This is a genomic window from Butyrivibrio sp. AE2032 (genome assembly GCF_000702965.1).
Window position 1 is genome coordinate 2,599,626 of sequence record NZ_JNLF01000003.1, and the last position, 25,509, is coordinate 2,625,134.

General features: G+C 44.3%; 16 protein-coding genes. 14 read left to right on the forward strand and 2 right to left on the reverse strand.

The window, feature by feature from the left end; genetic code table 11:
- Positions 1 to 47: 47 nt before the first annotated feature.
- Both BO18_RS35625 and ltrA read left to right on the forward strand, forming a co-directional pair.
- The gene (locus BO18_RS35625; protein WP_242856514.1) at positions 48 to 422 is read left to right on the forward strand and encodes a hypothetical protein; all 375 of its coding nucleotides are present in this window, start codon (positions 48 to 50) and stop codon (positions 420 to 422) included.
- Positions 406 to 1,800, forward strand: coding sequence for a group II intron reverse transcriptase/maturase (gene ltrA / locus BO18_RS13285; protein WP_034443583.1), 1,395 nt, complete (start codon positions 406 to 408; stop codon positions 1,798 to 1,800). Before BO18_RS35625 ends, ltrA begins: the two co-directional genes overlap by 17 nt.
- Before the next feature lie 75 nt (positions 1,801 to 1,875).
- Here the strand turns inward: ltrA and aroA are convergent, their stop codons facing one another.
- Together aroA and BO18_RS13295 are read right to left on the reverse strand one after the other, a co-directional pair.
- Positions 1,876 to 3,204 (reverse strand): 3-phosphoshikimate 1-carboxyvinyltransferase, encoded by a 1,329-nt coding sequence (gene aroA, locus BO18_RS13290; RefSeq protein ID WP_034446746.1) that lies wholly within the window; start codon positions 3,202 to 3,204, stop codon positions 1,876 to 1,878.
- 17 nt (positions 3,205 to 3,221) lie between these two features.
- Positions 3,222 to 4,319, reverse strand: coding sequence for a prephenate dehydrogenase/arogenate dehydrogenase family protein (locus tag BO18_RS13295; protein ID WP_242856559.1), 1,098 nt, complete (start codon positions 4,317 to 4,319; stop codon positions 3,222 to 3,224).
- A 208-nt stretch (positions 4,320 to 4,527) separates the two neighbouring features.
- On the opposite strand from BO18_RS13295, the gene BO18_RS13300 reads away from it, so the two are divergent.
- The 12 genes from BO18_RS13300 to BO18_RS32765 all read left to right on the forward strand — a co-directional run bounded on the left by BO18_RS13300 (position 4,528) and on the right by BO18_RS32765 (position 25,488).
- Positions 4,528 to 6,618 carry an elongation factor G gene (locus BO18_RS13300; RefSeq protein ID WP_034446750.1) on the forward strand — a complete coding sequence of 697 codons (2,091 nt, stop codon included), beginning with the start codon at positions 4,528 to 4,530 and terminating at the stop codon, positions 6,616 to 6,618.
- Between the two features lie 136 nt (positions 6,619 to 6,754).
- Positions 6,755 to 8,683 (forward strand): EAL domain-containing protein, encoded by a 1,929-nt coding sequence (locus BO18_RS13305; protein ID WP_034446751.1) that lies wholly within the window; start codon positions 6,755 to 6,757, stop codon positions 8,681 to 8,683.
- A gap of 150 nt (positions 8,684 to 8,833) precedes the next feature.
- Positions 8,834 to 10,267, forward strand: coding sequence for a 2-isopropylmalate synthase (locus tag BO18_RS13310; RefSeq protein WP_034446752.1), 1,434 nt, complete (start codon positions 8,834 to 8,836; stop codon positions 10,265 to 10,267).
- 12 nt (positions 10,268 to 10,279) lie between these two features.
- Positions 10,280 to 10,963: a GntR family transcriptional regulator gene (locus BO18_RS13315; protein WP_034446754.1), complete on the forward strand. Its 684-nt coding sequence runs from the start codon at positions 10,280 to 10,282 to the stop codon at positions 10,961 to 10,963.
- A gap of 21 nt (positions 10,964 to 10,984) precedes the next feature.
- Positions 10,985 to 12,187: an NADP-dependent isocitrate dehydrogenase gene (locus tag BO18_RS13320; protein ID WP_034446755.1), complete on the forward strand. Its 1,203-nt coding sequence runs from the start codon at positions 10,985 to 10,987 to the stop codon at positions 12,185 to 12,187.
- Between the two features lie 113 nt (positions 12,188 to 12,300).
- Positions 12,301 to 13,614 (forward strand): MFS transporter, encoded by a 1,314-nt coding sequence (locus BO18_RS13325; RefSeq protein WP_034446756.1) that lies wholly within the window; start codon positions 12,301 to 12,303, stop codon positions 13,612 to 13,614.
- A gap of 169 nt (positions 13,615 to 13,783) precedes the next feature.
- Positions 13,784 to 14,650 (forward strand): glycerophosphodiester phosphodiesterase family protein, encoded by an 867-nt coding sequence (locus BO18_RS13330; RefSeq protein WP_034446757.1) that lies wholly within the window; start codon positions 13,784 to 13,786, stop codon positions 14,648 to 14,650.
- 100 nt (positions 14,651 to 14,750) lie between these two features.
- The gene (gene ppdK, locus BO18_RS13335) at positions 14,751 to 17,609 is read left to right on the forward strand and encodes a pyruvate, phosphate dikinase (RefSeq protein WP_034446759.1); all 2,859 of its coding nucleotides are present in this window, start codon (positions 14,751 to 14,753) and stop codon (positions 17,607 to 17,609) included.
- A gap of 89 nt (positions 17,610 to 17,698) precedes the next feature.
- Positions 17,699 to 18,559 (forward strand): PHP domain-containing protein, encoded by an 861-nt coding sequence (locus tag BO18_RS13340; RefSeq protein WP_034446760.1) that lies wholly within the window; start codon positions 17,699 to 17,701, stop codon positions 18,557 to 18,559.
- 80 nt (positions 18,560 to 18,639) lie between these two features.
- Complete coding sequence (locus BO18_RS13345) at positions 18,640 to 19,974, forward strand: GGDEF domain-containing response regulator (RefSeq protein ID WP_034446762.1); 1,335 nt, start codon at positions 18,640 to 18,642, stop codon at positions 19,972 to 19,974.
- 15 nt (positions 19,975 to 19,989) lie between these two features.
- Positions 19,990 to 22,044, forward strand: a complete 2,055-nt coding sequence (locus BO18_RS13350; RefSeq protein ID WP_034446763.1) for a hybrid sensor histidine kinase/response regulator — start codon at positions 19,990 to 19,992, stop codon at positions 22,042 to 22,044.
- Complete coding sequence (locus tag BO18_RS32765) at positions 22,045 to 25,488, forward strand: DegV family protein (RefSeq protein ID WP_051688716.1); 3,444 nt, start codon at positions 22,045 to 22,047, stop codon at positions 25,486 to 25,488.
- The last annotated feature ends 21 nt before the right edge of the window (positions 25,489 to 25,509 follow it).

The following is a 25,509-nucleotide window of genomic DNA, read 5'->3' on the forward strand; positions in this document are numbered from 1 at the left end:
TCCGCCCGGTAGTGGGAAGGATATAGCCGAAGGCAAGGGTGTCCATCGTGAGGTGGAATCTGAAGGAAGCCGGATGTGAGGAACATACTAACTCACGGGCAAATCTCTGGTCTGACGAACAGAAATCTCATAAGAGGTCATGCATGAGGGTAAGACTGCATATCAAGCCGAAGCCCGATAACTACACGGAATCATGCATGATAGATGAGGCAGACGGATGGAGAGGAAGAAACGTGTGGTACCTAGGGAGGTCTGTGCGAAATGCTCTGAAAGGAGTAACCACTGTACAAGGAAACGAGGCGGTGCTGAACGCACAGAAGTCAGCAGAGGTCATAGTAGCCAAGAGGCGAAGGACCGAATCAATAGGAGTCTTGAGTATGACCGAGAAAGGAGGAATGACCATTTATGGCAGAAAACATTGAAAACAATGGCTGTTCGCAAAGAGATAATGCGGAACATGAAGGGTATGCGAAAGCGCGTAGGTCATTCAATCGGATATGGAAAGAAAGAGACAGTGCACAGCCGAAACTTTTAGAAGCGATACTGTATAAAGACAACTTTAACAGAGCGTACAAGAGAGTAAAGGCAAACAAGGGAGCGGCAGGAATTGATGGCATGACTATCGAAGAGGCACTTCCTTATCTCAAGGAACATCAACAGGAGCTAACCGACCGTATATTTCGTGGAAAGTACACTCCGTCGCCGGTCAGGCGAGTTGAGATCCCAAAACCAGATGGTGGTGTGCGTAAGCTTGGCATACCTACCGTGATAGACCGTACACTCCAGCAGGCAATAACCCAACAGTTAGTGCCTATCTATGAACCACTGTTTGCGGATGGAAGCTATGGTTACCGTCCAAACAGAGATGCAAAAGGAGCCATACTAAAGGTCAAAGAGTACGCAGAGCAAGGATACACATTTGCGGTGGTGCTTGATTTATCCAAGTATTTCGATACTCTGAACCACGAAATCCTTATAAATCTTCTCCGAAAGAATGTGAAGGACGAACGTGTGGTACAGCTCATAAAGCGCTATCTGAAAAGTGGAGTTATGGAAGACGGAGTGGTCATTGATACAGAGGAAGGTTCGCCCCAAGGTGGTAACCTATCGCCACTACTTGCGAACATCTACCTCAATGAGTTCGACCAAGAGTTTCTAAAGAGAGGTGTTCCCTGCATCAGATATGCGGATGACATAGTTCTCCTTGCCAAAAGCAAGCGGGCGTCGGAAAGACTCTTGGAAAGTAGTACGAGATATCTTGAAGAGAAACTAAAACTTACAGTTAACCGAGAGAAAAGCCGTACTGTAAGTGTGTTTGCAATCCGAAATTTTAAATTCCTTGGCTTTGCATTGGGAAGGAACGGAAGTGGCATATATGTCCGAGTTCATCCAAAGTCATGGAAGAAGTTTAAGTCCAAGCTGAAAGACTTATCTTCCCGTAAGTCTGTACAGTCCATCAAGCCAAGCCTAGAGAAAATCAAGGCATATGCTAGAGGGTGGCTTAACTATTATGGGATTGCCAGCATGAAGAACAACTTAGATGACATCAATGGATGGCTCTATCACAGAATACGCATGTGCATATGGATACAATGGAAATTGCCTAAGACTAAGAAGAGAAATCTGATTCGGATGGGTATACCAGAGTACTATGCACACATGGCGGCGAATTGCCGTAAAGGACATTGGTTCTGCTCCAACCTTTCTGCGGTGAAGCGAGCTATGTCAAAAGAAAGACTGATAAGCAGTGGCTTCTATGATTTAGCCACAGCCTATCAGTCTGTGCACGTCAACTATTGAAAGCGCCGTATACCGAACGGTACGTACGGTGTTGTGAGAGGACGGCGGTTAGCCACCGCCTCCTACTCTATTGGTTTAAAGTAATGCCTGAAGATCTTTGAAGAAGCTTGGGTAGGAGATTCCTACGCATTCGTCTTCCATAATTCTGGTGGTACCTTCCGCAGCCAGTGCAGCAATAGCGAAGCTCATGGCAAGACGGTGGTCCTTATGGGAGTCGATGTCAGCGCCTTTAAGCGGCTTTCCGCCGTGGATAATCATGCCATCCTCTGTGGCTTCGATGTCGCAGCCCATTTTTGTAAGGCCCTGTACCACTGCATCAATTCGGTTAGATTCCTTGATCTTTAGTTCAGCTGCATCCTTGATGATTGTATCGAAGTCCCTTGTGGCCGCCAGTACAGCTACAACAGGAAGCTCGTCTATCATTGTCGGTATCTCTTTTCCTCCGATAACAAACTGGCGATTCTCGTTACCGTGAAGCTCTGAGTACTTAACCAGAATGTCTGCCTTAGGTTCACCTGACTCATCAAGGTTAAGGAGAGTTATGTCTGCCCCCATCTGATTGAGAACTGTAAGGATACCGGCTCTTGTTTTGTTGATTCCTACATTTCTGATAAGGAGCTCTGAACCAGGGACCATCAAAGCTGCGACGATAAAGTAAGCAGCAGAGGAGATATCTCCCGGAACATTTATCTTGTTTCCGTGAAGTGGCATTCCTGGATGAAGGATACATACAGCGCTTCCATCACGGGCTACTTCGTTGTGAATGTCAGCACCAAAGGCTGAGAGCATGATCTCTGTGTGATTCCTGGAAAGGGCCGGTTCATAAACTACGCTGTCCCCTTCGGCATAAAGACCTGCAAGCATGATGCAGCTCTTTACCTGAGCTGAAGCCACAGGATTTCTGTAGGTTATACCACGAAGTGACTTTCCTCCGGTGAATCGCAGAGGTGCACAGTCGTTGCCATATACGGAGATGACATCAGCACCCATCTGGCCAAGAGGCTTCATGATGCGCTTCATAGGCCTTTTTTCAATGGAATTGTCACCGGTGATCATGGAATCAAAGGGCTGAGCAGCTAAAATGCCTGACATGAGCCTGGTTGTGGTTCCACTGTTGCCGGTATAAAGGGTGGAAGTGGGGGCTGAAAAGTTATGCAGACCTCTTCCATGAACAGTTATGGTTGGAACCCCGTTTGTGGGGCTTATGGAATGCTCGATGAGAACTCCCAGTTTTTTGAAGCAGTCAATAGTGGAGAGGCAGTCAGCACTCTCAAGGAAGCCTGTGACCTCAGTTGTTCCCTGAGCAAGGGCTCCAAACATGATACTTCTGTGGGAAATGGATTTATCTCCCGGAACGAAAACGTCTCCTTTCAGGGGACGGGATGCTTTTTCAAGGGCGATCATGGTTTTCCTCCGCAAAATCACTTTACATAGAAACTATAACCTGAAGAAGAGAGTATCTCTTTTGACTTATCAAGCTCTTCCTGACCCGGAAGCTCGATGCGCAGAGTTCCTCTTTCATACTCTCTGTTGTGAACAATGCCCATATTCTTGATGTTGATAAGGTTGTCTGAAAGAAGTGTGGCAACCTTGGCAAGATTACCGGGCTTATCATCAATTTCAACGTGAATGTCGTAGACCTTTTTGATAGGTCCGCTGCCGGCATCAACAAAGGACTCGCGGTATTCTCTGGCTGAAGAAAAGAACTCCAGCACCTTTTTCTCATTATGCTCGTCGATGGCCAGCTTTATGTCACAAAGGGAATCTATATATCTTCCCAAGAGCTCTGAAATATTGAAGGAATTAGTCATGCAGATCTGATCCCACATGACAGGGGAAGAGGAGCTTATTCTGGTGATATCCTTGAAACCACCTGCTGCGATGGTCTTCATAAGCTGATCCTCTGAATCGCTGTTTTTTACAAGATTAACAAGGGAAGCTGAGATCACGTGTGGTACGTGGCTTATGGCAGCTGTGATATAGTCGTGCTGCATGTAGGGCACAACCAGTGGCAGAGCCCCAAGGTTTTTGACCAGTTCCACGTAGTCTGCAAGCCTCTTTTCATCAGTGGCCTCAGTCTTGGTGAGGATGTAGTAGGCATTTTCCAAAAGCTTCGCCTTGGAGTTGCTAAAGCCGATCCTCTCCGTGCCGGCCATCGGGTGTCCTCCGATGAACTGGGATTCCAGCGAAAGCTCTTTTACCACCTCATGGATACAGGTCTTGACGGAGCCAATATCTGTGATGGTGGTCTTTTCGTTAATATAAGGCAAAAGAGCCTTAAGATTCTCGTTATTTATTTCTACCGGGGCGCACAGGAAGATGTAATCGCACTGATTAAAGTCCTGGCCGATCTCGTACAGGGGCTTGTCGATTATCTTCTCCTGAAAAGCAGCATCAACAGTGGAAGCGTGTGGTGTATATGCAATGATCCTGGACTGGGGTGAAAAGAGCTTTATGGCCCTTGCTATGGAACCTCCTATGAGTCCAAGACCGATAAAACCGTAGGTTTTTGGGTCCAATTGTGAAAAACCTCCCATTTAATCAAGAGTGTCGTATCTCACTATATCACTTTAAAGTGCAAAAATCAACAACAATATATTTGTGCAAAACTGCCTATTATACTTGTTTTGGGACATGTTTTTTAGTAAAATGGTTATATGATTTTCTTGGGGGACTGTATCATATCTCATACATTTTACCCAAAATAGCCAAACTGGAGGACTAGATATGAACGTTTACACAACGGACAAGATTCGTAACGTAGTACTGTTGGGGCACGGCGGAGCAGGAAAGACTACTCTCGCAGAAGCAATGGCTTACCTTGCAGGCATAACCTCCCGCATGGGAAAGGTTGAGGACGGAAACACCTTAAGTGACTTTGATAAGGAAGAGCAGAAGAGAGGTTTTTCAATCAGCACAACCACAATCCCTTTGGAGTGGGAAGGCCATAAGATCAACCTGCTTGATACACCCGGTTTCTTCGATTTTGTTGGTGAAGTAGAAGAGGCTATAAGCGTAGCAGACGCAGCCATCATCGTTGTTTCCGGTAAGGCTGGAATAGAAGTTGGAACAGAGAGAGCATGGGACCTTTGCGAAAAGTATAAGCTTCCACGTATGTTCTTTGTAGCAGATATGGATATCGATGACGTTTCCTACAGACAGGTAGTTCAGGATCTTACTGATAAGTACGGTAAGAAGATGGCTCCATTCAATCTGCCTATCCGTGAGAATGAGAAGTTCATCGGTTACGTAAACGTTATTCAGGAGAAGGGCTTTAAGTGGCAGGGCAAGGAAGTTGTTGAGATTCCTGTACCTGATTACAATGAGGCAAACCTTAAGCTCTTTAGAGATACTCTTATCGAGACAGTTGCTGAGACATCAGAGGAGTTCATGGACAGATACTTCAATGGTGATACCTTCTCAGAGGCTGAGATCAGAGCAGCAGCTCGCAGCAACGTTTGTGACGGCTCCATCGTTCCTATCGAGATGGGTTCCTCCACACTTTGCCAGGGCATCTACACACTGCTTGATGATATCGTAAAGTATATGCCAAGCCCAGAGAACCGTAAGATGGCTGGTATCAATACAAATACGAATGAGATCTTCGAAGCTGACTTCGATTTCTCAAAGCCAAAGACAGCTTTCGTATTCAAGACCATGATCGATCCTTTCATCGGTAAGTATTCACTTATCAAGGTTCGTTCAGGTGTCCTTAAGCCCGACGACACAATGTTCGTTGCAAGCAAGGATCTTGAGGTTAAGATCGGTAAGCTCTATGTCCTTCAGGGCAACAAGGCAACTGAAGTTACAGAGCTTCACGCTGGTGATCTTGGCGCTCTTCAGAAGCTTGATATTGCAACAGGCGACACTCTTTCAACAAAGGCTACACCTGTTCAGTATGCTAAGATGGATATCTCACAGCCTTATACATACATGAGATATCACGCTCAGAACAAGGCTGATATTGATAAGATTTCTCAGTCTCTTGCAAAGCTTGCTGCTGAGGATCAGACCATCAAGGTTGTGAACGACGCCGAGAACCGTCAGACACTTCTTTATGGTATGGGCGATATGCACCTGGATGTTATCCAGAGTAAGCTTGCAAACGTATACAAGGTTAACATCGACCTTACAAAGCCAAAGGTTGCCTTCAGAGAGACAATCCGTAAGAAATCTGATGTAGAGTACAAGTATAAGAAGCAGACCGGTGGACACGGCCAGTACGGACACGTTAAGATGCGCTTCGAGCCATCAGGCGATCCACTTACACCATATGTATTTGAGCAGGAGGTTGTAGGCGGAGCAGTTCCTAAGAACTACTTCCCTGCAGTAGAGAAGGGACTTGCAGAGTCTGTTCAGAGAGGACCTCTGGCAGCTTATCCTGTAGTAGGTGTTAAGGCCGTTCTCTATGATGGATCATACCATCCTGTAGATTCTTCCGAAATGGCATTCAAGGTTGCTGCTTCAGGTGCCTTCAAGAAGGGCTTCATGGAAGCTGGCCCTGTTCTCCTTGAGCCAATCGTTTCTCTTAAGGTTACTGTACCTGACAGCTTCACCGGCGATGTAATGGGTGACCTTAACAAGAGAAGAGGACGTGTTCTTGGAATGAATCCTTCACTTACAGGTAAGCAGGTCATCGAGGCTGAGGTTCCTATGATGGAGCTCTTTGGATATTGCACACAGCTTCGTTCCATGACCGGAGGTGCAGGAGACTTCGAGTACGAGTTCGCAAGATATGAGCAGGCTCCTTCAGATGTTCAGGCTAAGGAAGTTGAGGCCAGAGCAGATAAGGTTGCTGCAGCTAACTCAGAAGAATAATAGATTCATATATACATTAGACTCCCTCGGAAACCCATCCGGGGGAGTCTTTTTGTGCGAAAAAATGAAAATTTATATGGTTTTTATGTTCGGGTTGACGGTTTTGTGATAATATTATGTCATGCAGATGAATGCGATGTATATTTACAATTACATAGGTGAATTTGCAAGCTTGCTTTTGGCAGGCCTTTTGGTGTTTGTGATGATATATTCAAAACCCCGGAAGACCTACGTCTACAAGTTTCTTTTTGTTGGAGTAATCTGGTCTATAATCGCCTTAATCCTCCAGATATCTATTCTTTCAATTGCCAATAATCCCGACGATTATAGCAAGGAACTGTTCATGAGCCTGTTGATACTGTTCCTTCTTGCTTATGATGGGGTCCTTTATTTTATCTTTGCTTATGTAAACATGATGTCCATGGTAAGGAGAGGCCAGCGAAAAGAATTTAACGCCATGTCTAGTGTGTTGTCCCTTATGTATGTTACGGGCATTGTTGTTGAGATAGTTGTAACCGGCCTGTATTCCTACACGGTAGATGGAATAGATCTTTCGCACTTTACCAGATTTTACTGTACTGCCGGAATTATATGTGCCATTATTTGTTTTTATGCATCAGTGACTAATAGGGCACAGATTTCCAGAGTAATCTGGCATACGGTCTGCATAATGGTACCTATAGAGATAATAATCCTTGTGGCACAGATGATCGCTATTTCTGTCAACAGGACAGTTTTTTCCGGACTTACGTATGTGCCTACATTTACGCTGGCGTTTCTTTTGTTCCACAATATACCTTACGATGAGGAGTCAGGCTGTCAAAGCAGCAACGCACTGGATGAATTTCTAAAGAAACATACAGGGAAGAGAGATTTCTACCTTATGTATGTTGAGTTCAGGATGCCCTCCAGCGAGAACTTTATCAATGAGTCAAAGGATGTGGAGTACATTGGACTTAACGCCTGCAGAACCATTGAGCGTATCAGCAATAGGATCAACATGTACAGACTCGAATATCAGAAGTTTATAAATGTTATCGATATTTCTGATGAGAAAAAAGCTCTTTTCTATGCGGATCAGATCCGGGCAGTCTTTGACGGGGTAAAGGCAGAGCTTAAGGTGCCGTTTAACTACTACATAATAGTAGAGAAGGTTACTCCTGACCTGGATTCCCCAAAGAAGGTCAGACAGCTTAATGAGTTTGTAGAAAAGAAATTCCTGGATAAGAATGCCTGCTGTTACTATGTTGTACAGCCGGCAGATTATGATAACTTCGCCGAGTTCTTTGAGATCAGTGTTTGCCTCAAGGATATCAGGGATAAGATGGACTATGATGATGACAGAGTAATCGCCTATGCGCAGCCCATCTACAGCGTAGAGCATGGGGGCTTCAGGGTTGCTGAAGCTTTGATGAGACTTAAGGTTGGGGACAGGATCATATCTCCTGAAAAGTTTATTCCGGTGGCTGAGAAGACCGGCTGTGTACATGCCCTTACCTGTATCATTCTGAATAAGGTCTGCAGAGCCATTGAAACCCTTGAAGATTACTACGATTTCGATGCCATTTCCATAAATGTTTCGTCAAAAGAGCTATCTCACGATGAAATGTATCAGGACTTCCTGGATATTATTGAGCGTTATGACATTGATATCTCAAAGATCAGAATGGAGATCACAGAAACGGCCATGTTCGAGGATTCAGATATTGCTGACAGGAACATGAAGATCCTGGACAACGAGGGAATTCAGCTTTATCTTGACGATTTCGGAACAGGTTATTCATCTCTGGAGAGAGTTATCAACTGTCCTGTTAAGACCGTTAAGTTCGACAAGAACCTGCTTTACAAGTCTCTTGATGATAACAGGATGGATGACATCCTTACCTATATGATAGAGGTTCTGAAAAAGAACGGTTTCGTGACTCTTGTAGAAGGTGTAGAAGATGAGAGTCAGAGCCAGTTCTCTGTAGATCGAGGCTTTGATTATATTCAGGGTTATCATTACGCTAAGCCTGCACCTATCGAGGATCTGAAGAAGTTCTTTAACAGGAAGAACCAGTTTTGATAAGCACCTTGGGCTGTCACACTTAGTGTGGCAGCCTTTTTAATTGCCGTAATTTCGCTGCCTTGACAGTGATGGTATGATTGTATACAATTATGCACATAGTACATGCTTTAGTACAATAATTTGTGAATGTGAGGTTTTGCTGCAGTTATGAGTAATCATGATACTTTCCAAAATCGGCCGGTAACTATGAACAACAAGAATAACCTGCTTCAGATCGAGGAGCACATGTATATTCTTGATGACGTAGCAAAGCCAAACGTCTTTAGAAATATGTTCCCCTATGAGGAAGTTCCCAAGATTCCATTCAATGACAGGATCGTTCCCCACAACATGCCAAAGGATATATGGATCACTGATACAACCTTCAGGGATGGTCAGCAGTCAAGAGCACCTTATACTACTGAGCAGATAGTAAGGATTTTTGACTATTTCCATGAGCTTGGCGGCCCTAACGGAATGATCAGACAGAGTGAGTTCTTCCTTTATTCCAAGACTGACAGGGATGCTGTTTATAAATGTATGGAGAGGGGATATGAGTTCCCTGAGGTAACCAGCTGGATCCGTGCCAGTGAAGAGGACTTCAAACTGGTAAAAGAGATAGGTATGAAGGAGACAGGTATCCTGGTAAGCTGCTCTGACTACCATATTTTCTTAAAGCTTAAGATGACCAGAAGACAGGCTCTTGAGCACTACCTCAGCATAGTAAGGTCCTGCCTGGAGGAGGGCATCAGCCCAAGATGCCATCTTGAGGATATTACAAGAGCTGATATTTACGGATTTGTTGTACCTTTCTGTATCGAGCTTATGAAGCTTAAGGATGAGTACCAGATCCCTATAAAGGTTAGAGCCTGTGACACCATGGGCTATGGCGTTAACTTCGCCGGAGCAGTTATTCCAAGAAGTGTACAGGGAATCATATATGCTATCAACACCAACGCCAGTGTGCCTAGTGAACTTATTGAGTGGCATGGACACAATGACTTTTACAAGGCAGTTACCAATTCCACAACAGCCTGGATCTATGGCTGTGCATCAGTTAATACATCACTGTTTGGAATCGGTGAGAGAACAGGAAATACGCCTCTGGAGGCTATGGTATTTGAGTATGCTCAGCTTAAGGGTCACCTTAACGGCATGAACACCCAGGTTATCACAGATCTTGCTGAGTATTATGAGAAGGAGATTGGCTTTACTGTACCTGCCAACACTCCTTTTGTAGGAAAGAATTTCAACGTCACAAGGGCCGGAATCCACGCAGATGGTCTACTAAAGAACGAGGAGATCTACAATATCTTCGATACAGAGAAGTTCCTGCGTCGTCCACCTGTAAGCGCAGTTTCAAATACATCCGGACTTGCAGGAATTGCCCATTGGATCAACATTCATTATAAGCTTAGGGATGAACATGCACTTACCAAGCAGTCTCCACTTGTAGTAAAGCTTAAAGAGTGGGTTGATGGAGAGTATGCCGGCGGAAGAGTGACGGTAATGACCGACAACGAGCTTGTAAAAAAGATCGAGGAAGTTGGAAAAGAGCTTGGAATAGTTGTGAAGGAAGGAGAAGTGGTTACTTCAAAGTAACCCTGGTGAAGTATGGACAATCGGGATTTGAAGCAGGAAGTTACAGACAAATACTCACTAAGAGGCCGCGTTTTCCATAGGATCAGAGAAGATATATTAAACGGTAAATATAAGGATCACGAGGAGCTTAAGGAGGTTGCCATCGGACAGGAACTGGGAGTGTCCAGAACACCTGTAAGAGAGGCCTTCAGACAGCTGGAACTGGAAGGACTTATACAGATTATCCCCAACAGAGGTGCCTATGTTACCGGTATCAAGGTGAAGGATATCCAGGACATCTACATGATCAGATCAAAGCTTGAAGGGCTTTGCGCAAGATGGGCCTGTGAGAATATCACTGACGAGCAGCTGGAGGAAATGGAGGAGATTATTTACCTTGCAGAGTTTCATGCTGCCCGTGGCCATATGGAGCAGATGGCTGAGCTGGACAACAGATTCCACACCATCCTTTATGAAGCTTCTGGCTCTAAGATGCTTGAGCACCTTCTTAAGGACTACCACCAGTACGTTTGGAGAGTAAGGCAAAAGACACTTTCTTCAAATCGTGGTGCTGTCTCAAACGTTGAGCACAAGTACATCATGGAGGCTATCAGGGAAAAAAATCCGGATAAGGCCGAGGAACTTGCAAACCAGCATATGTTAAATGCCTATGAGAATATGATCGATAAAGGCCTTTTAGATATGTTTGAGTCATAAAGAGTAGAAAGGAGCACTACATTGGACAAGATTCAGATGACAACTCCCATCGTTGAGATGGATGGGGATGAGATGACAAGAGTACTCTGGCAGATGATCAAGGATAAGCTTATCCTTCCCTTCATCGACCTTAAGAGTGAGTACTATGACCTGGGACTTAAGCACAGAGATGAGACAGATGATCAGGTAACTGTTGATTCTGCCAAGGCAACACTTAAGTATGGAGTAGCCGTAAAGTGCGCTACCATCACTCCCAATAACGAGCGTGTAGAGGAATACAACCTCAAGAAGATGTGGAAGAGCCCTAACGGAACCATCAGAGCTATTCTTGACGGAACTGTTTTCCGTACTCCTATCATGGTAAAGGGAATCGAGCCTAATGTAAGAACCTGGGCAGAACCGATTACACTGGCAAGACATGCTTATGGTGATGTTTATAAGAATGTGGAGATCAAGGTTCCCGGTCCCGGAAAGGCTGAGCTTGTCTTTACAGGAGCAGACGGAAAAGAGATCCGTGAGACAATCCATGAATTTGACGGCCCCGGCATTATTCAGGGTGTTCACAACCTTGATGCATCTATACAGAGCTTTGCAAGAGCCTGCTTTAAGTATGCTCTTTCTGAGAAAAAAGAGCTTTGGCTTGGAACAAAGGATACCATTTCAAAGACCTATGACAGAAGATTTAGAGAGATTTTTGATGAGGTATATGAGGCTGAGTTCAAGGCTGACTTTGAAAAGGCAGGAATCACCTATTTCTACACACTTATCGATGATGCTGTAGCCCGTGTAATGAAGTCCAAGGGTGGCTTTATCTGGGCCTGCAAGAACTACGACGGCGATGTTATGAGTGATATGGTATCATCAGCCTTTGGTTCACTGGCCATGATGACATCAGTCCTTGTATCTCCAACAGGAGTTTACGAGTACGAGGCAGCTCACGGTACAGTACAGAGGCACTACTACAAGTACCTTAAGGGTGAGCCTACATCTACCAACCCTGTAGCTACAATCTTTGCATGGACAGGGGCTCTTAGAAAGAGAGGAGAGCTGGATGGAATAAAGGGGCTTATGGAATGGGCTGATAAGATGGAGAAAGCAACTCTTTCTGTTATCGAATCCGGTCGCATGACAGGAGATCTTGCCCTTATTACAACCCTTCCAAATCCTGTTAAGCTTGGAAGTGAAGAGTTCCTTGATGCAATTGCAGAGGAATTTGCAAAATAATAGTGTATTAGTATTTAAAAGAGCTTTGGACCACGCGCCGAAGCTCTTTTTTGTCCTATATTCGCATGGTATAATTACTTGGGATAAATCTATGAAAAAAGGGGATTTGGGGAATGAAACTTAACTACAAACGTACTATATTAATCGGATTTGCTTTTCTTTCTATCTGTGCATTCTGGCAGTTCTATGACAATGAGATCCCAAAGATACTGAAATATTCCTTTGGACTGGGTGAAACCGTGACAGGAGCAATAATGGCTCTTGATAACGTGCTGGCTCTTTTCCTGTTGCCACTTTTTGGAGCATTGTCAGACAAGACAGATACCAAGATTGGAAAGAGAACACCGTTTATTTTAGTGGGCACGGCTCTTTCTGTTATTTTCTTTTTTGTACTTATTCAGATTGCTCGCCCTAGTGGAAACATCGGCTTTTTTATTCTTATTCTTTTGCTTCTTTTACTATCTATGGGAATTTACAGATCTCCGGCTGTTTCAATGATGCCTGATCTTACACCGGCGCCTCTTCGAAGTGCAGCTAATGCCGTTATCAATCTTATGGGAGCGCTGGGCGGCGTATTTACTTTGGTTATGACCATGCTTCTTTTAAAGAGCAACGGTGATGAGAGTCAGACAAACTATACACCACTTATGCTCAGTATAGAATTATGCCTTATTATTTCCATAACTATCATGTTCCTTACAGTTAAGGAAAAGAAGATAAAGCAGCAGATAGAGGCTGAGGGAGGACTTCAGTCCCTTGGAGAAGAGATGGACCAGGAGGTAAAGGACGTCCTTTCAAATGTTGGAAAAAAGCTTCCAAAGGACGTGTATAAGAGCCTTGCGTTTCTGCTTATGTCAGTAGCCTTCTGGTTTATGGCCTACAACGCAGTGACAACAGCATTTACCAGATACGTGACAGAAGTATGGCACCTGGAGGGTGGAAGCTACGCAGGAACCATGATGATCGCCACAGTAGCAGCTGTTCTTAGCTATATTCCAATAGGTAAGATCTCCAGCGTATTTGGCAGGAAGAAGGTTATCCTTTCAGGTATAGTTCTCATGAGTATATGCTATATGGCCATCGCCTTCATGAACACCTGCTCAGGAATTATCAACATCTTCTTTGCACTTATCGGTATTGGCTGGGCTGCCATCAATGTAAATTCTTATCCGATGGTGGTTGAGATGAGTAAGTCCGGGAATATAGGAAAGTATACCGGAACCTATTACACCTTCTCCATGGCAGCACAAGTTTTCACACCTATACTGTCAGGCTTCCTGTTAGAGCATGTATCCTACAGGACTCTGTTCCCATACGCCTTTGTGTTCTCTACTCTGGCATTCTTCACAATGCTCATGGTAAAGCATGGAGATTCAAAGCCTGCAGTTAAAAAGAGTGTTCTGGAGCATTTTGATGTGGATGACTAAGGTTTACGTCCGCAGATTTCCCAGGCTATCTGGCCCAGGAAATCTGCGGACGTTATAATTTAACATAATTTTTATCATCTTAAACGACTTTATTTGTTGCGAAATTGAACAAAGCAATGTACAATAATTGGCGGACAAGTTACAAATTTATCAATTGGAAGTGGTTTAGATGCTTATAGTCAAGGTTTTATGCGTAGTTCTGGTGGTTTTATCGTTGCTTTATCTGCTTATGATAATGCCTAGGATGACAGGCAGACCTGACAGGAGACCACATCTTGATGTCCTGTATGCCCACAGAGGTCTTCATGATAATGCTTCAATGGCTCCCGAGAATACCATGGCAGCCTTTAAGAAGGCCGTAGATGCAGGCTTTGGAATCGAGTGTGACGTCCAGCTTTCAAAGGATGGAGTTCCTGTTATATTCCATGATTTCACCCTTCAGCGCTGTGCAAGATGTGCAGATGGAAGTATTCCGGAGGGGAAGGTCATAGATTACACCTATGAGGAGCTCATGAAGTTCCACATCCTGGATTCCGATGAGAAGATACCTAGGTTTGAGGATTTCCTTAAACTGGTGGATGGAAAGGTCCCTCTCATTGTTGAGCTGAAGATTGAGCTTAAAGACTTGTCTGTATGTCCAAAGGTTGATTCACTACTTAGGGATTATAAGGGAGTTTATTGTATTGAATCCTTTAATCCACTTGGAGTTTACTGGTATAGGAAGCACAATCCGGGGGTAATGCGAGGACAGCTTTCTGATGAGTTTCACAAGGATTCACCTGAGGAGTTCAAGGGGATTCTTTACGTTATCTTAACAGGACTGTTGTTAAATTTTATTACCAAACCAGATTTTATTGCATTTAATCGCAAGTACCCTGACAGCTTATCACTTACGCTGTGCAGGAAGCTTTATGGCTGTACCTGTGCTGCCTGGACCATCAAGGATCAGCAGCAGCTCATGGAGGCAAAGGACAAGTTCGATATTTACATTTTCGACAGTTTCCTTCCGGAGCAGAAAGCTCTTTTCACAAGGTAATTTCCACATTCCGGATTGGTCCGGTACTTAAATGTGGTAGTTATAAATAATGTATATATGAAAGGTTACCGGACGAAAAGCCGGTAAGAAAGGTAAAAACATGGCGAACAAATGGGTTTATATGTTTAGCGAAGGCGACATGACAATGCGTAACCTTCTTGGTGGTAAGGGTGCTAACCTTGCTGAGATGACAAGCATTGGCCTTCCAGTACCACAGGGCTTCACAATCACAACTGAGGCTTGCACACAGTATTATGAGGATGGCCGTAAGATTAACGACGAGATCATGGCTCAGGCTATGGAAGGCGTTAAGAAAATGGAAGAGATCAACGGTAAGAAGTTTGGTGATCTTCAGAATCCTCTTCTTGTATCCGTTCGTTCAGGTGCTCGTGCATCTATGCCAGGTATGATGGACACAATCCTTAACCTTGGTCTTAACGACGAAGTTGTAGCAGCTATGATCAAGGGAAATCCTGATCCTGCTTTCGAGCGTTTCGTTTACGATTCATATCGTCGTTTCATCCAGATGTTCTCAGACGTTGTTATGGAAGTTGGTAAGAAGTACTTCGAGCAGCTTATCGATGCAATGAAAGAGAAGAAGGGTGTTAAGTTTGACGTTGACCTTACAGCAGCTGACCTTAAGGAGCTGGCTGAGCAGTTCAAGGCTGAGTACAAGAATCAGCTCGGCAAGGACTTCCCTTCAGATCCTGTAGAGCAGCTTAAGCTCGCTATCGAGGCAGTATTCCGTTCATGGGATAACCCTCGTGCTAACGTATATCGTCGTGATAACGATATCCCTTATTCATGGGGAACAGCTGTTAACGTAATGCCTATGGTATTCGGTAACCTTAACAATGAGTCTGGTACAGGTGTTGCATTCACTCGTGACCCTGCTACTGGTGAGAACAAGCTTATGGGTGAGTTCCTTATCAACGCTCAGGGTGAGGACGTAGTTGCTGGTGTTCGTACACCTATGCCAATCGCTCAGATGGAGAAGGAGTTCCCAGAGGCTTATGCAGAGTTCATTAAGGTATGTGAGACTCTTGAGAATCACTACCATGACATGCAGGACATGGAGTTCACTGTAGAGAACAAGAAGCTCTACATGCTTCAGTGCCGTAACGGTAAGAGAACAGCTCCTGCTGCTCTTAAGATCGCTTGTGACCTTGTTGATGAGGGACACAAGACACCTGAAGAAGCTGTAGCAATGATCGATCCTCGTAACCTTGATACACTTCTTCACCCTCAGTTCGATGCTGCTGCTCTTAAGGCTGCAACACCTATCGGAAAGGGTCTTGGCGCTTCTCCTGGAGCTGCTTGTGGTAAGATCGTATTCACAGCTGATGATGCTGTAGCTTGGGCAGAGAGAGGCGAGAAGGTTGTTCTTGTTCGTCTTGAGACATCACCTGAGGACATCACAGGTATGAAGGCTGCTCAGGGTATCCTTACAGTTCGTGGTGGTATGACATCACACGCTGCCGTAGTTGCTCGTGGTATGGGTGAGTGCTGCGTATCAGGTTGTGGCGACATCAACATGGACGAAGAGAACAAGAAGTTCACACTTGCTGGAAAAGAGTTCCACGAGGGAGACTTCATTTCAATCGATGGTACAACAGGTAACATCTATGATGGTCAGATCGCAACAGTTGATGCTAAGATCGCTGGTGAGTTCGGACGTATCATGGCTTGGGCTGATGAGTTCAGAAAGCTTAAGGTTCGTACAAACGCTGATACACCTGCTGATGCTAAGAAGGCTAGAGAGCTTGGTGCAGAGGGTATTGGTCTTTGCCGTACAGAGCACATGTTCTTCGAGGAAGACAGAATTGCTGCATTCCGTGAGATGATCTGCTCAGATACAGTAGAAGAGAGAGAAGCAGCTCTTGAGAAGATCCTTCCTTATCAGCAGAACGACTTCAAGCAGCTCTATGAGGCTCTTGAGGGATGCCCTGTTACAATCAGATTCCTTGATCCACCTCTTCACGAGTTTGTTCCTACAACTGAGGACGAGATCAAGAAGCTTGCTGATGCTAAGAACAAGAGCGTTGACGAGATCAAGGCTATCATCAACTCACTTCACGAGTTCAACCCTATGATGGGTCACAGAGGATGCCGTCTTGCAGTTACATATCCTGAAATTGCTAAGATGCAGACAAAGGCTGTTATCCGTGCAGCTCTTGAAGTACAGAAGGCTCACTCAGACTGGAACGTTAAGCCTGAGATCATGATCCCTCTTGTATGTGAAGTTAAGGAGCTTAAGTACGTTAAGCAGGTAGTTGTTGAGACTGCTGATGCTGAGATCGCTGCTGCAGGCGCTAAGCTTGAGTACGAAGTTGGTACAATGATCGAGATCCCTAGAGCTGCTCTTACAGCTGATGAGATCGCTAAGGAAGCTGATTTCTTCTGCTTCGGTACAAACGACCTTACACAGATGACATTTGGATTCTCTCGTGATGATGCTGGTAAGTTCCTTAACGCTTACTATGACACAAAGATCTTCGAGAACGATCCATTTGCTAAGCTTGACCAGGCAGGTGTTGGTAAGCTTATGGAGATGTCACTTAAGCTTGGTAAGCCAGTAAATCCTAAGCTTCATGTTGGTATCTGCGGAGAGCACGGTGGAGATCCTTCATCAGTTGAGTTCTGCCACAAGATTGGACTTGACTATGTATCATGCTCACCTTTCCGTGTACCTGTTGCCAGACTTGCTGCTGCTCAGGCTGCAATCGCTGAGAAGGCTGAGAAGGCTGAGAAGAAGGCAAACGCTGGTTCTGAGTCTACATCAAAGTCTTTCGTAGACGAGGAGACAAAGAAGAAGCTCAACGAGTATGCTGAGAAGATCCAGGAGATCGCAAAAGAGCTTGCTGAGCAGTCTGCAGATGTAGCTAAGGCAGGTCTTGAGGGACTTAAGGCTGGTGCTGAGGCTGCTGCTAAGGCTTACAAGGATACAAGAAACAAATAATTAACTCTTTAAAGGAGTGCTATAAGGAACTGTCCTACGGGGCAGTTCCTTTTTTATGGTAGAATGGTGAGTGATAGGGGGAGATAAATATGCGTGCTATAGATTTACATACTCATTCAAACTGCTCTGATGGAACTCTTACGGTAAAAGAGCTAATGGACCTGGCTCATGCAAAGAACCTTGCTGCCATTGCGCTTACTGATCACGATACTGTGGACGGACTTGATGAGGCTATCAGCTACACAAAGGAAAAGTATCCTGATATGGAGCTGGTGCCGGGCATTGAGTTTTCTACAGTAGAGGAGGGGAAGGATGTTCATATCGTAGGTTTGTATATAGATCATCACAATGAGTCCTTTGTATCCAAACTTACTCAGTTTATCGAATCCAGAACCAACAGAAACGTGAAGATGTGCGATAAGCTAAGGAAAGAAGCTGGGATTCCAATAACCTATGAAGAGCTTGTAAGCTCTTTTCCCGGGGCTGTTATCACAAGGGCCCACTATGCCAGATTCATGGTGGAGAGGGGATATGTGAACAGCAGACAGGAGGTCTTCGACAAGTATATAGGCGACAACTGCCCATATTATGTGGAGAGGGAAAAGATATCACCGGAGGAAGCAATCGGATATGTTCTCGAAGCCGGCGGAGTTCCTGTTCTGGCGCACCCAATCCTGTATCATTTTTCTGACAGAAAGCTGGAAGCTCTGGTTAGTAGGCTCAAGAATGCAGGGTTAAAGGGAATAGAAGCCATATATTCCACCTACAGCCCTTCAGAAGAGCGTCAGATAAAAGAACTGGCATCCAAATATGAGCTTCTCATCAGCGGAGGCTCTGACTTCCACGGCGCCAACAAGCCAAAGATAGACTTGGGCTGTGGAATGGGGAAACTCTTCCTTCCGGAAGACCTGTTAGAACCTATCAGAAGAGCTGCTGGTACAGTTAATTAACTTTTCAGATATTAAAACACGAATCTATGATAAAATTAATATGCTCAGCCGTAAATTCTGCTTTGATATGGGAGGGCTGGATGGCATATTGGATTGTAGTAGTAGATGATGATGCTATTGAACTCAGAAACGCAAAAATGCACCTGGAGGGTGCGGACTTGCGTGTTAGTTGTCTGCGCTCAGGTGCGGACCTTTTAAAATTTTTGGATAGTAACACACCGGATCTGGTGCTGCTGGATATCCTCATGCCTGAAATGGATGGATTTGAGACCTTCCATTTACTCAGGGAGCTTGAGGAGAAAAAAGGCAGTAGAACCACTCCGGTTATTTTTTTGTCTGGAGATACTGACAAGGAAACAGAGAGAAGAGTACTTAAGGATGGGGCTTCGGACTTTATCAAAAAGCCCTTTGACAAAGAGGCTCTTATAAGCCGTGTCAAGAAAGCAATTGAGAACCAGAAGACAATTGAAATGCTCACTGAAAAGGCTTCTGTGGATAAGCTGACAGGTTTCCTGAATAAGGCCTCCGGAACAGAAAAGATAAAAAAGATGTGCCTTGACAGCAATGGCGCTCTTATGCTGTTTGACCTTGATAACTTTAAGCTTGTGAACGATATCTATGGTCACGATATGGGAGACCAGGTGCTTATTGCCTTTTCAGAGATACTCCGCCACAGTACCAGGGTGGATGATGTCATCAGCAGGATTGGTGGAGACGAGTTTTTGGCCTTTTTCAGCAATCTTACTTATCAGACTGCTGTTAAGGCTTTGGTAGACAGAGTAAATGATCAGATTATAGGTAAATGCATTGAACTCATGGGGCAGGAGTTCAATATTCCTATAGGTATTTCTGTGGGAGTAGCTTTTGTTCCGGAACACTCCAGGGATTATCAGGCTCTTTTCAGATACGTGGATTCTGCCATGTACAAGGTTAAGCAAAATGGTAAGCATGGAGTCCGTATCCACGATGAGAAGACAGTGGTAATGGGATCAAAAGTTGAAGGCAGCCTTGATGTGGATATGGCCCATATAAATCAGATACTGGAGGAGAGAGGGGATAATGACGGGGCCATGGTTATGGGTAAGGATACCTTTATTCAGGCCTATCGTTTTGCTTTGAGGTTTCTTAGAAGATATGAGAAGGGAGCTGGAAAGGTCCTTCTTTCCTTAGCGGAAGAGGGAACAGGAGGCACCCTTTCTGAATTTGCTCCAAAGTTTATCGAGGTACTTCAGAAAAAACTCCGAAAGAGCGACATCATCATGCAGCTTCGCCTGGATCAGATAGTAGTATTCTTGCCTCTGGTCACTATTGAGGAAGGGGAAATGGTTGCAGGAAGGCTAAAGCAGGCATTTGATGAAATGGGAGCTGAAGGCGTTTCACTTAGGTATGTAACAGATCATATTTCTTTTGAATGAATATGAGGGATTTATATGACTAGTACAAATAATGAGAGATTCATTCTTTTGCTTGTGTCCCTGGGGGGCATTGGACTATCAATAGAGAGCGTTCTTTTACATTGGGAATTCTGGGTGCCGCCAATTATTATCCTTGGAATTATTTCTATCTGGGCAATGAACATTACAGGGAACCCTGAATACAAGGTCCGGAAGGTGGCATATTTTGCTTATACCATGCTTATTATCTTTTATCATGGTGTCCACAGAACATCATACTATGATGTGGCACTGGTGATGGTATTTGCCCTGACAGTCATGTCCTTCATGGATGATGTATATATGATGAATCTGCTTTTGGCAGAGTATTTTATTTTGTTTTTTGTGCAGATCTTTTTCCTGGCCAGAAAAGGAGATTCTGCTATAACACTGGATGTGATCAATATATCCAGGATGCTTCTTTACCTGGTTATTGTTTTTGCTGTGTTTTTCTGCTGCATCAAGGCCATAAACGACAGGGCAGAAAGACGGCTGTCTGAAGAGGAAAAGACCAATCGCATCGAGGCAGTTGATGCAGATATGGAGGATTTCCTTTCCAATATTTCCCATGAGCTGAGAACCCCTGTAAATGTGGTCCTTGGAATGTCAGAAATGCAAATAAAAAAGAAACTGGGAGAAGAGGCTTTTTCTATCAGAAATGCCGGAACCCGTCTGGCTTATCAGATTGAAGATATCCAGGACTATACCGAATGTAAGCGCAATAAGTGCATCCTTGAAGAAGATGAGTACATGAGCACCTCACTTATCAATGATGTGGTCATGAACTTCAGACTTCTTGATAATGACAGGAATCTTGAGCTGATCGTGGATCTGGACCCTAAGGTTCCAACTAAAATGCGAGGTGACGTAAAAAAGCTCCACAAGATATTCCGTCATCTTTTGGAAAATGCCCTGAAGTTTACCAGGAAGGGCGGCATCTACGTAAAGATGTTCGCAGAGGAAAAGGACTATGGAATAAACCTTTGCATAGAGATGACAGATACCGGTATAGGTATGGATGCCAGATCAATTGCAGCTATCTCAGAGGGAATGTATCAGGTTAATAAAAAGAGAAATCGCAGTTCCGGAGGAATCGGACTGGGACTGTTTATTGTTTACGGTTTTGCCCACAGTATGGGCGGCTTTGTTAAGATCGAGAGCGAAAAGAAAATTGGTACTACTGTAAGGGTAACCATACCTCAGAAAGTAGTTGATAAAACTCCATGTCTTTCAATCTCCAGGAGTTTTGTGGGAGATATCATCTTCCATGTTCGTTCTGATAAATACAAGGTTCCAAAGGTTAGGGATTTCTATCGTGCCATGGCCACCAATCTGGCTATTGGTATAGGTGTTCCTCTGTATTCGGCACAGAGCATAAAAGAGATTGAAAACCTTCAGGAGAAAATGAATGTAACTCTTATTTTCATGGGCCAGGAGGAGTACGAGGACAATCCTGCTTACTTCGATGAGCTCAGTAAAGGAGACGTTGTTGTGGCTGTATCAGCTGCTCCGGGATTTAAGCCAAGGCCCGGAAGTGGCGTTCTTGTAATGCCTAAACCTCTTTATGCATATCCTGTCATCAAGGTTATTAACGAGGGCAGAGATGCCAAGGATCTGGCAACTATGAATAATGGTGAAAAGCCAAACTTTGGCGGTATTAAGGCACTTGTAGTTGACGACGAACCAATGAATCTGGTGGTGGCAACAGGTCTTTTGACTGAATATGACATGATAGTAGATACAGCTGATAGCGGAAAAGAATCAATTCTTAAATTCCGAAATGCTGATTATGATGTAGTATTCATGGATCATATGATGCCGGAGATGGACGGCGTGGAAGCCATGAAGCTTATTAAGGCAGCTGCAGCAGAGATGAATAAAAATGTCATAGTGATCGCTCTTACGGCAAATGCTGTATCCGGTGCAAGGGAGATGTTTATAGCCGAGGGCTTTGATGGATTTATTGCGAAACCAATAAATATCGCGGACTTTGAGAGAGTTATGCTCAGGGAACTTACCAAGTCTGGAAAAGGTAAGGGAGGGCAGAAGTAAATGAAGAAAAACGGTATTATTCAAAGTGTAATAAACGCCATATTGGATCCGGAGCGTGATTTTGTAGAAAGAACTTATCTTGTGCTTTCACTGGTTTCTGAGGTGACAGTAACCATAGCCCTTATAGGTGACCTGATCTTAAAAGAAAATCCCTGGGAGATAGCCGTAATTGTTGGAACTCTTATTTTTGTTCCCTCACTGATGATCTTCTGTCTTAAGAAAAATAAGCTGAAGCTGGCTATTAAGATAACAGTTATTGGCCTTGCCTTCATCATACTTCCGGGACTGTATTTCTTTGGAGGCGGAGTACAGGGTGGAGGCGTGCTGTGGATAATCTTTACCTTTACCTATGCAGGACTTGTACTTACCGGGACCTGGCGTGCTGTTATGTTTGCCATAATGTTTGCCATGTCGCTGCTTTGCTATTGTCTGGAGTATTTCTTTCCACAGCTTGTTTATGAGCATTCAAGACCTGTTTTCTTTGTTGATTCCTTCCTGTCCATTATCCTGGTAGGCATCATCTGCTTTATCATGACCTGGATCGAGAACTGGCTTTTTATGGGTGAGAACAAAAGAGCCAGGGAGGCAGCCAAGAAGGCTGAGGAGCTGACTATAGCTCAAAACCGTTTCTTTTCAAGCATGAGCCATGAGATCAGGACTCCCATAAACTCTATTCTGGGTCTTAATGAGTTGATACTCCGTGATCAGAGTGCCTCTGATGAGGTTGTATGGGATGCCCTTGGAATACAGGGGTCAGGAAAGATGCTGCTGGCCCTCATAAACGATATCCTGGATTTTTCCAAGATGGAAGCAGGCAGCATGGATATTGTCCCGGTGGATTATAAAGTAGGGGACTTTTTATCTGAAATAGTAAATATGATCTGGCTTAAGGCCAATGAAAAGGGCCTTCGGTTTGATGTGAGCATAGACCCTAAGGTTCCGTCAGTTCTTTATGGCGATGAAGTAAGGATGAAGCAGATCATTATTAACCTGCTTAACAACGCTGTAAAGTACACAGCTGATGGCACAGTGGAGCTCCATATTGAGAGTGAAGAAAAGGATGAAAAAACTGTCAAGCTGACTATTTCTGTATCAGATACTGGAATGGGAATAAAGAAAGAGGTTATTCCCTATCTTTTCGATGCCTTTAAGAGAGTGGATGAGGAAAAGAACCGCCACATAGAGGGAACCGGCCTTGGCCTTTCCATCGTAAAGCAGCTGGTGGAACTGATGGGCGGAACCATTACTGTGAACAGTGTATATGGCGAGGGTTCAACCTTCACAGTTGTTTTGAATCAGGGAGTGGCTGATGCAGCCCAGATAGGTGAACTTAATATCCACAACCAGAGAATTTCTGACAGAGATGCTTACGAGTCCAACTTCAGGGCCCCTGATGCCAGAATCCTCATCGTTGATGATAACGAGATGAATCTGGAGGTTGAAAGTAAGCTTCTTATTGAGACTCAGATGACCATAGATAAGGCTCTTAGCGGAGCTGAAGCACTTGAGATGGATCTTAAGTACCACTACGACGTTATCCTTATGGATCATCTCATGCCCGAGATGGATGGCATAGAGTGTCTGGAAAAGATCCGCAATCACACAGGCGGTCTTAACAGGACTACTCCTGTTATCATTCTTACAGCTAATGCAGGTAGTGATAACAAGGAATTGTATAACAGAGCCGGATTTGATGGCTATCTTGTTAAGCCTGTTTCGGGAGAAGCTCTGGAGAACGCTCTTATGAGGCATATCTCCAAGGATAAGATGATCCTTAACAGCAACAAGGTTGTTGATATGAAGGGAGATATTGATGCTTCCACAGGTTATTCCGGAAAAATGCCTGTTATCATCACCTCCACAAGTATGTGTGATCTCCCTGACGCGATCATCAAAAAGCTCCATATCCCTATTCTTCCGTTCAATATCATTACGGAAGAGGGCACATTCAAAGATGGTGTTCAGATGGGAGCAGATGAGCTTATACGCTACCTGGTGTCAGGAAGAAACGTGGAATCTTCACCACCTGATGAGGCAACCTATACAGAGTTCTTTGCAAAAGAGCTAAAGAAGGCTCACCACCTTATTCATATAGCCATAACTACCAGCATGAGTAGGGACTATGAAAGAGCCTGTGAAGCAGCAAAGTCATTTGACAACGTGACTGTTATCAATTCCGAGTGCCTTTCATCATCTACAGGTATTCTGGTGCTGATAGCTTATAAGCTAGCCCAGATCAATGACAACGTGGATGAGATCGTGGAAGAGCTTGAGATGGTGAAGCAGCGCTTGAAGTGCAGCTTTGTCATTGATACCACCCAGTATATGACAAGGAGAGGTCTTGTAAGTCCTACTGTGGACAAGATAGCCAGAAGTCTTAACATGCATCCTTGCATGAGAATGAAGGATGACAGGTCCGGAATTGGAGGAATCTGGTTTGGCTATAGGAGAAGGGCCTACAAAAAGTACATTGCAAAGGCATTTCCTGTGGATGTTATTCCTGATCCTGAAGTGGTTTTCATCACCTATGCTGATGTGCCTGTGGATACCCTTTTGTGGATCAAGGAGGAGATAAGCAAGATTGCTTTCTTTGAAAATGTTGTATTTAAGCAGGCTTCCGCGGCTATTTCTTCAAACTGTGGACCGGGAACCTTTGGAATACTGTACTTTGTTAAGTCTAATAAATCCTATAATCTCACATCACTCTTCGAGGGAGAGAATCTTCTTCTGGCTGATACAGAGCAGGAGGAAGAGGAGGAAACAGAAGCTGTAGAAGTTGAAGATGAGGAAATGGAAGCTGGCACAGAGCTTCAAAGCGATGAGACTACAGCTCTGGAAATGCCAGAAGAAAAGAAGTGGTATGATTCTCTTGAGGGAATAGATGGCAGCATTGCTATAAAAAACAGCGGCTCTGAGGATGCCTTCAAGACTGTGCTTAGGATTTTCTATGGCTCCATTGAAAGTAAGTACGAGGAGATCCAAGGCTACTATAAGGAAGGCGACTTTAAGAATTACACCATTAAGGTCCATGCCCTAAAGAGTTCCTGCAAGCTAATAGGAGCTATGGTTACTTCAGAAAAGGCTCAGCTTCTTGAGAATGCCGGAAAAGAAGAGAACATAGACTATATCAGGGAAAATCATGAATCCTTTATGGAAGAATATCTGAAGTATAAGGAAATTCTTGGGCCTGTCTTTGATGAAGGAAGTGAAGGAAAACAGGAGATTATAGATAAGCCTGTGGCTGATGAATTCCTCATGGAAAGTGTCTATGATGGTCTGAAAGAGGCGGCTGATTCCATGGACTGTGATGCAGTAGATGCTGTATTTAAGGAAATTGAAGGATATGCAATTCCTGAGAGCGAAGCAGAAAAGTTTAAGGCTCTTAAGGAGAAGGCAGATATGTTTGATTATGATGGCATGCTGGAGATACTTAATGCCAACTAATTGCGGATGGTTATGGAGGTA